This window comes from Nonomuraea sp. NPDC050663 (assembly GCF_044456985.1).
In the GTDB taxonomy this organism is placed as follows: Bacteria; Actinomycetota; Actinomycetes; order Streptosporangiales; family Streptosporangiaceae; genus Nonomuraea.
The window spans coordinates 464040-470732 of sequence record NZ_JBITGL010000007.1 but is presented as its reverse complement, the minus strand read 5'-3'; the positions used below and the strand labels follow the sequence as shown (position 1 = coordinate 470732).

The window sequence follows — 6693 nt, the reverse complement described above, 5'->3', positions numbered from 1 at the left end:
CGGCGGTGACGGGCGACCCGGCGGTGACGGGCGACCCGGCGGTGACGGGCGACCCGGCGGTGACGGGCGACCCGGCGGTGACGGGCGACCCGGCGGTGACGGGCGACCCGGCGGGCCCTGTCTTCTACGACCATCCGCTGCTCGGCGTGGAGATCGCCGGTCAGCGGGTCACGCTCGACCCCGACGTGATCCTCTTCGCCGCCGGCGGCCGGTTCCACGTGGTCGCGATCAAGTCCTTCCCCGTGATCGACGGGCAGGCCGACGGGCGCAAGGTGGCCGCCGCGGCCCGCGAGGCGGCCGTGTACACCCATGCCCTGTCCGAGCTCGCCGGAGCCGGCCGGGTCTCGCACGAGGTCGTGCTCGTCTGCCCCGAGAACTTCGCCAACCGCCCCACCGCCACGCTCGTCGACGTGCGCAAGCAACTCGGCGTGCTGCGCCGCCAGCTGTCGCGCCTGACCCGCGCCGCAGACCTCGTGCCGGACGGCGTCTCGTTCGATCCCGGCAACGAGCACCTGGAGCGCGACATCGCCCGCATCGGCGCCCGCTACGCCCCCGAGTGCATGGCGGCGTGCGAGCTGGCCTTCTTCTGCCGCCACGAGGCGCACGGCAGCACCGACCGGCTGGGCCGCGCCGTGCGCGACGACGTGGGCGGCATCGCCGGGATTAGGGAGGTGCTCGCGCTCGCCGACGGCGGCGACCCCGCCGGGCACCCGGAGATCGCCGAGCTGCTGCGCTTCGCCAAGGCCGTGCGCGAGGAGACCCTGATCGCCGCGGGCGGTGAGCGGTGAGCGTGCTGACCGCCCTGGCCAGGATCGAGGCCGTACGGCAGGGCCGCGCGCAGCGCATCGCCGCCGTGCGCCACGTGCACCTGGCCGAGCGCCCGATGGTCGTCATCCCGCTCGGCCTCGCCGGTGAGGCCAACGCGCCGCTGGGCGCGCTCGTCGGGGCCGACCGCGAGCATCCGGCGCTGCTCACCGTGCCGCAGCCGCGCAACCGCGACCTGCGCTTCGCCTTCGCCGCCGAGCTGGCCGGGCTGCTGGTGCCCTACCTCGAGGGTTTCCACGCCGACACGGAGACGGTCGAGCCCAAGCGCGGCGAGCCGTACGAACGCAGCCTCGACGCGCCCCAGCTGATCGTCCCCAACCGGCCGGGCGCGGCGTTCCTGAAGCTGCTGGGCCGCTCGACGCGCTTTCGCAGGACCGACGGGCCCTACCCGGTCGATCCGATCGTGCCGTCGCTGGGCAGGTGGCTGACGTTCCTGGCCGACCGGTCGGAGCATCCCGGCTCGTGCCTGCTGCTGCCCGCGACCGAGGCGCTGTCGCTGCACTGGGCGACCGGGCAGAGCTCCCTGGAGGACGCCAACCTGGGCGCCCTGCTGGGCTGGATCACCGACGGGCCGCAGGCGGCGCTGCGCGCCGAGGACCCCGCCCACCTGCCGCCCGCCGGGCCCGCCACCGACCCCGGCTTCGACAACGCGGTGCTGGAACCCCTCATCCGCGCCCACGACGAGGGCACCCCGGTCGAGGAGAAGATCGCCGACGCCCTGCTGACCCAGCTGGAGCCGACGTGGCGGCTCGTGTGGCAGGCCGTCGACCTGCTGCGCGAGATCCCCGCGGGGGCGAGCGTGGCCTCCCGATGGGAAGGCGACCGCGCCTCGTACACCGGCTTCGCCGCCTCCTTCGCCGAATCCCACCCGCAGCCGCGCCGCGACAGCGCCGTCGCCGCCGCGGCCCGGCTCGACAAGCTGGAGCGCGCACAGGCCGGCTACGAGGTCGCCAGGGCCTTCGACGACCCGCTGCTGATGGCCGAGCACCGGCTCAAAGGGCAGGCCTTCACCGGCGAGGTCGTCGCCGCCGAGCCGGGCAGGATTGTGCTCAGCGACAAGAACCGCAAGCTGCTGCGCCCGCTCGTGACGGTCTCGACCACCGATCCCGTACGGCTCGCGGCCGGCGACGAGGTCACCTGCGTCGAACGCCCCGAGCTGGGCGGCACCGTGCACTCCCTCGACGGCGCCCTGATCACCGTCGAGATCTCCAAGGGCATGGGCACGCTCACCAAGCCGGCGCCGCTTCCCGAGGGCAGGGTCGCGTTCACCACGCTGAAGAGGGACTTCCAGCAGCCCGCGACCTTCCCCGAGCGGGAGGAGACGCCCTGGACGCACGGCGGGCCGCCGCCCGAGTACGTGCCGGCCGAGGAGGACGCCGTGGAGGAATGGGCATGACGGTCGTCGAGGAGGTGCTCGCCGACCTGACGAGCCGCCGCCACCGCGGGGTGATCGTCGACTCGCCCCCGGGGGCGGGCAAGTCCACGCTGGTCGTCACCGCCGCCCGGCACCTGGCCGCGCTCGGCGAACGGCTGATGATCATCGCTCAGGTGAACGAGCAGGTCGACGACCTCATCGACCGCCTGTCCACGAAGGACCCCACGCTCGCCATCGGCCGCCTGTCGGCCACCTCCTACAAGCCCAGCGAGCGGGTGCTGCGGCCCAACGTGACGATCGCCGGCAAGGTCGGCGAGCTGGGCGAGCCCGCGGTGACCATCGCCACCTCCGCCAAGTGGGCGACGCTGGGCGATGGGCGGTGGGACTGGGCGATCGTCGACGAGGCCTACCAGATGCGCTCCGACATGCTGCTGCGCGTCGCCGGACGGTTCGAGCGGGCGCTGTTCGTGGGCGATCCCGGCCAGCTCGACCCGTTCTCGCCGGTGGAGGGCGAGCGGTGGACGGGGCTGTCGTGGGATCCGGTGCAGAGCGCGGTGTCGGTGCTGCGGCGGCACAACCCGGAACTGCCGGTGCACCGGCTGCCGGTGTCGTGGCGGCTGCCCGCCACGGCGGCGCCGGTCGTGTCGGACGCGTTCTACCCGTTCACCGGCTTCACCTCCGGCACCGGGTTCGGCGACCGGCGACTGGAGTTCCCCGCCCTGGGGTCCGCCACCGGGGTTACCGGGGCCGGGCCCGCCGGATCCGCGGTCGGGGCCGCCACCGGGGCCGCCACCGGGGCCGCCATCGATCTCGCCATCGACGAGGCCGCGGCGTCGGGGTGGGCGCTGCTGGAGCTGCCCGCCCGTCACACCATGCGCACCGACGGCCAGGCCGTCGAGGCCATCGTCCGCCTCGTCGCCCGCCTGCTGGAGCGCGGCGGCACGACGCACGACGAGCACGGCTCCCAGCCGCTGACCGCCGACCGCGTCGCCGTCGGCGCCGCGCACCGCGACCAGGTCGCCGCCATCAGGGCGGCCGGCCTGCCCGCCGGGGTCACCGTCGACACCGCCAACCGGCTGCAGGGCCGCGAGTACGACGTGACCGTCGTCCTCCACCCCATGTCGGGCCGCCGCGACGTCACCGACTTCCACCTCGCCCCCGGACGCCTCTGCGTCCTGACCTCCCGGCACCGCCACGCGTGCATCGTCGTCGCCCGCGCTGGCATCCCCGACGTGCTCGACGCCCACCCGTCGACCGAGCCCGTGCACCTGGACGCGCCGGTTCCTTTCCCTGACGGCTGGGAGGCCAACCAGGCGCTGCTCGCCCACCTCGCCAAGCACCGGATCTCATGTCCATGACCATTGATTGCAAATACATAGCAACCGCCTGAAAAATACTGCGCATCTCTTGTGAGTTGCCTGCGCGTCGCCTACTGTCGGCTCACCCCCCGACAGAAACGAGTGTGCGATGCGCGCTTTAGCGACAGTTCTGACGGCCGCGGCGGTCCTGGTGGCCGGGACTCCCCCCGCCGTCGCCCAGGCCCGGGCGACGGCTCCGGTGGTGACCAGGGCGGCGCTCGACCCCGCGCTGGTCGCCGGGCGAGGAGCCCCCGTGGCCTTCGCCGAGCAGGAGGCGGAGAACGCCGCTACCAGCGGGACGGTCATCGGGCCCGACCGCACGGCCTACACGCTGCCGTCGGAGGCCTCGGGGCGGAAGGCGGTCAGGCTCGCACCCGGCCAGCACGTCGAGTTCACGCTGCCGAGCGCGGCCAACGCGATCACCGTGCGCTACAGCATCCCCGACTCCCCCGGCGGCGGTGGCATCACCGCGCCGCTGGAGGTGAGCGTCAACGGGCGCGACAAGCGCACCATGACGCTGACCTCGCAGTACTCCTGGCTGTACAACCAGTACCCGTTCAGCAACGACCCCCAGGGCGACCTGCTGCACCCCGACTGGTGGGTGGCCGAGTGCGCGTGCGTGCCCGCCGCGACCGACCCCAGGCCGGTGTTCGCCAAGCCGTTCCGTCCCTCGCACTTCTACGACGAGCAGCGGCTGCTGCTGGGCAAGAAGTACAAGGCGGGTGACCGGGTGCGGCTGACCGCGACGGCGGGGGCCGAGTGGACGGTGATCGACCTGCTCGACAGCGAGCTCGTCGGCCTGCCGTACGTGAATCTGAAGGCGGCGAACGTGCTGCTGTTCGGGGCCGACCCGAGCGGGCGGCGCGAGTCGGCCGGCGCTTTCGACAAGGCGATCGCCTTCGCCAAGCGCAAGGGGCTGAAGGTGTACGTCCCGCCGGGCGTCTACCAGGTCAACCGGCACATCGTCGTCGACGACGTGACCATCGAGGGCGCGGGCAACTGGTACACGATCATCAGGGGCAAGCAGGTCACCCTCGACGAGCCGCTCCCCGACGGTTCCGTGCACACCGGCGTCGGCTTCTACGGCAAGCCCGCCTCCGAGGGCGGCAGCCGCAACGTGCACCTGAAGGGCTTCGCGATCGAGGGCGACGTGCGCGAGCGCATCGACACCGACCAGGTCAACGGCGTCGGCGGCGCGATGAGCGACTCCAGCGTCACCGGGCTGCACATCCGCCACACCAAGGTCGGCCTCTGGTTCGACGGGCCGATGTCGAAGGTCGAGGTCAGCGGCAACATCATCGTCGACCAGATAGCCGACGCCCTGAACTTCCACACCGGCGTCACCGACTCGGTCGTGTCGAACAACTTCGTCCGCAACACCGGCGACGACGGCCTGGCGATGTGGTCGGAGAAGTCCGCCAACGCCCGCAACGTCTTCGACCGCAACACGGTCCAGACGCCGGTGCTCGCCAACGGCATCGCGATCTACGGCGGTACGGACAACACGATCTCCAACAACCTCATCGCCGACCCGATCCGCGAGGGCAGCGCCATCCAGGTTGGCTCCCGCTTCGGCGCCGAACCCTTCGCCGGCTCGATGTGGATCACGAACAACACCACCGTGCGCTCCGGCACCTTCGAGCTGAACTGGAAGATCGGGCTGGGCGCGATCTGGTTCTACGCGCTGGAGAAGAACATCGAGGCCGACATCCAGGTCGTGGGCAACCACTTCCTCGACAACACCTACAACGCGATCATGCTGGTCAGCGAGTGGTCGGTGAAGGACCTCTACTCGATCAGCAACGTGCACTTCAAGGACATCCGCGTCGACGGCACGGGCACCTCCGTCGTCAGCGCCCGCGTGAAGGGCTCGGCCACGTTCGAGAACGTCGACGCCCGCAACGTCGGGGCGGTCGGGGTCAACAACTGCGGCTCGTTCAACTTCCCGCCGACCGGCTCGGAGTTCTCCGTGATCGACCGGGGCGGCAACGACGGCGGCTGGCTGGCGCCGTGGATGCTGCCCAACACCATCACCTGCGACGACCGCCCGCCCGTGGTCACCCCGCCGGCCCCGTCCCCGTGGATTGTCGGAGGCGGCTCCTAAGCTGGGTGGCATGGTCGCCACGTGGACGGACGCCGACGTCTCCCGCGTGCACGAGCGGCTTCTCGACCTGGTCTCCGGCCTTCCGGGGGTCGAGGTCGAGGAGTCGTTCGGGCACGTCTCCCTCATGGTGGGGCGGCGCAGGATCGCCTGGTTGCTGCTCGACCACCACGGTGACGGGCGGCTGGCGCTGGTGGTGAAGGCGCCGCCCGGGGAGCTCGAGACGCTGATGGCCGGTGACGGGGAGCGGTACTTCCGGCCCGCGTACGTGAGGCACTGGGTGGGGGCGGAGATGCACGCCGTCACGCCCGACTGGGCGGAGGTGGGGGCGCTGCTGGAGCAGGCGTGGCGCATGGTCGCGGGCAAACGCGCCGTGGCCGCCTACGACGCGGCCACGGCCGAGGGCGCCCCGTGACGACCTCGGTGTTCTCCTGCAAGAACTGCGGAGCGCTGGTCACCGCTCCGATCCGCGAGGTGCCTTTCCCCGACCGGAAACCGAACACCGCTTCGGGCGAGGCTCAGCCTCGGGTGACGGCGGGAAGCTTCGCCCGCGATCCGAAGCCCTTCGGCCCGCCGTACGTCCCCGAAGGGCCGGGCGCGCGCACCCATGTGCCGGCGGGGCCGGCGTTCACCGTGCTCGTCCACCCCGATGACGTCCGGAGTCTACGGCTCCACGCCGATCCCGGCCGCCTGAACGGCTGCTGCGGCTACGACGGCGTCGACGGCCCCAACCTCGTGTGCGAAGGCTGCGGAGCCGAGATCGCCACCGAGCAGAACGACTGCTGGGTCACCTGGCATGACATCCGCCTCGAACCCGCCGCGGTCACCGAACTCCCCGGCGGCACAACAGATCCCCCCTGACCCGGCTTGCCGCGAACGGCCCGTCAGTCCGGCGACTGGGGCAGCTTCAGCCTCCCTCCCGGCTTGGCGTGAAGGGTCCGTCAGGTCGGCGACTGGCGTAGCTTCACCTCCCTCCCGGCTCGCCGTGAAGGGCCCGTCAGGCCGGCGACTGGGGTGGCTTCATCGTCCCTCCC

The 6693-nt window shown here is 72.2% G+C and carries 5 protein-coding genes and 1 pseudogene; all 6 read left to right on the top strand.

What is annotated here, in order from left to right:
- Window positions 1–788 (top strand): annotated as a pseudogene (locus ACIBH1_RS24805) (hypothetical protein); the annotation flags it as partial.
- Window positions 785–2221, top strand: coding sequence for a hypothetical protein (locus tag ACIBH1_RS24800; protein ID WP_397316275.1), 1437 nt, complete (start codon window positions 785–787; stop codon window positions 2219–2221). The pseudogene ACIBH1_RS24805 and the gene ACIBH1_RS24800, both read left to right, overlap by 4 nt.
- Window positions 2218–3558, top strand: coding sequence for an AAA family ATPase (locus tag ACIBH1_RS24795; protein WP_397316274.1), 1341 nt, complete (start codon window positions 2218–2220; stop codon window positions 3556–3558). The genes ACIBH1_RS24800 and ACIBH1_RS24795 overlap by 4 nt, the downstream gene beginning before the upstream one ends.
- Window positions 3559–3667: 109 nt before the next feature.
- Window positions 3668–5662: a glycosyl hydrolase family 28-related protein gene (locus ACIBH1_RS24790; protein ID WP_397316273.1), complete on the top strand. Its 1995-nt coding sequence runs from the start codon at window positions 3668–3670 to the stop codon at window positions 5660–5662.
- Between the two features lie 10 nt (window positions 5663–5672).
- Window positions 5673–6074: an MmcQ/YjbR family DNA-binding protein gene (locus tag ACIBH1_RS24785; RefSeq protein WP_397316272.1), complete on the top strand. Its 402-nt coding sequence runs from the start codon at window positions 5673–5675 to the stop codon at window positions 6072–6074.
- Entirely contained in the window at window positions 6071–6520 is a 450-nt protein-coding gene (locus tag ACIBH1_RS24780; protein WP_397316271.1) for a hypothetical protein, read from the top strand. The genes ACIBH1_RS24785 and ACIBH1_RS24780 overlap by 4 nt, the downstream gene beginning before the upstream one ends.
- Window positions 6521–6693: the final 173 nt, after the last annotated feature.